Raw genomic sequence first — 1,135 nt, forward strand, 5'->3', positions numbered from 1 at the left:
GTGCCAAGCTGCGATAAGCCTGAGGGAGCCGCATGGAGGCGAAGAACTCAGGATCTCCGAATGGGAATCCCCACCGCAATTGCTTCGCGCAATGGGGAACGTCGAGAATTGAAACATCTTAGTATCGACAGGAAGAGAAAGCAAGTCGCGATGTCGTTAGTAACGGCGAGTGAACCCGACACAGTCCAAACCGAAGCCTTCGGGCAATGTGGTGTTCGGACTGACTTTCAGCATCGGACCCGCTACAAGAAATCTCCTGGAATGGAGTACGAAACAGGGTGACAGTCCCGTACTGTAGTGTAGTACGTTGTGCGTCAGCTCCAGAGTATCGGGGGTTGGATATCCCTCGTGAAGATCGCGGGCATCGACCGCGAAGACTAAACACTCCTCGAGACCGATAGCGAACAAGTAGCGTGAGCGAACGCTGAAAAGCACCCCACAAAGGGAGGTGCAATAGGGCGTGAAATCAGTTGGCGATAGAGCGACGGGGCACGAAAGGTCCTGACCCAAACGACCGAGACGCGAGTCTCCAGTAGGCCGGTCAGGAAGCCGGTGTTCCGTCGTACGTTTTGAAAAACGAACCAGGGAGTGTGCCTGTTTGACGAGTCTAACCCGATCATCGGGGAAGGCGTAGGGAAACCGATACGGCCGCAGCGCTTTGCGTGAGGGCCACCGTGTTCAAGCGCGGGGAGTCAGACGGGCACGACCCGAAACCGGACGATCTAGGCGTGGGCAAGGTGAAGCGTGCCGAAAGGCACGTGGAGGCCTGTTAGCGTTGGTGTCCTACAACACCCTCGCGTGACCTATGTCTAGGGGTGAAAGGCCCATCGAGTCCGGAAACAGCTGGTTCCAACCGAAACATGTCGAAGCATGACCTCTGCTGAGGTAGTTCGTGGGGTAGAGCCACGGATTGGGTGACCGGCCTCCGAGAGGAGTTCGCCACCCTGTCCAACTCCGAACCTACGAACGCCGTCGACGCAGGGAGTCCGGTATGCGGGGTAAGCCTGTGTACCGTGAGGGAGACAACCCAGAGCTGGGTTAAGGTCCCCAAGTGTGGACTAAGTGCGATCGAAGGTGGTCGCAAGCCCTAGACAGCCGGGAGGTGAGCTTAGAAGCAGCTACCCTCTAAGAAAAG

The 1,135-nt window shown here is 57.2% G+C and carries 1 rRNA gene; it reads left to right on the top strand.

Features of this window, described 5'->3' with window-relative positions:
* Nucleotides 1-1,135, top strand: a 23S ribosomal RNA gene (locus C477_RS05605); the annotation flags it as partial.

This window comes from Haloterrigena salina JCM 13891 (assembly GCF_000337495.1).
GTDB lineage: Archaea > Halobacteriota > Halobacteria > Halobacteriales > Natrialbaceae > Haloterrigena > Haloterrigena salina.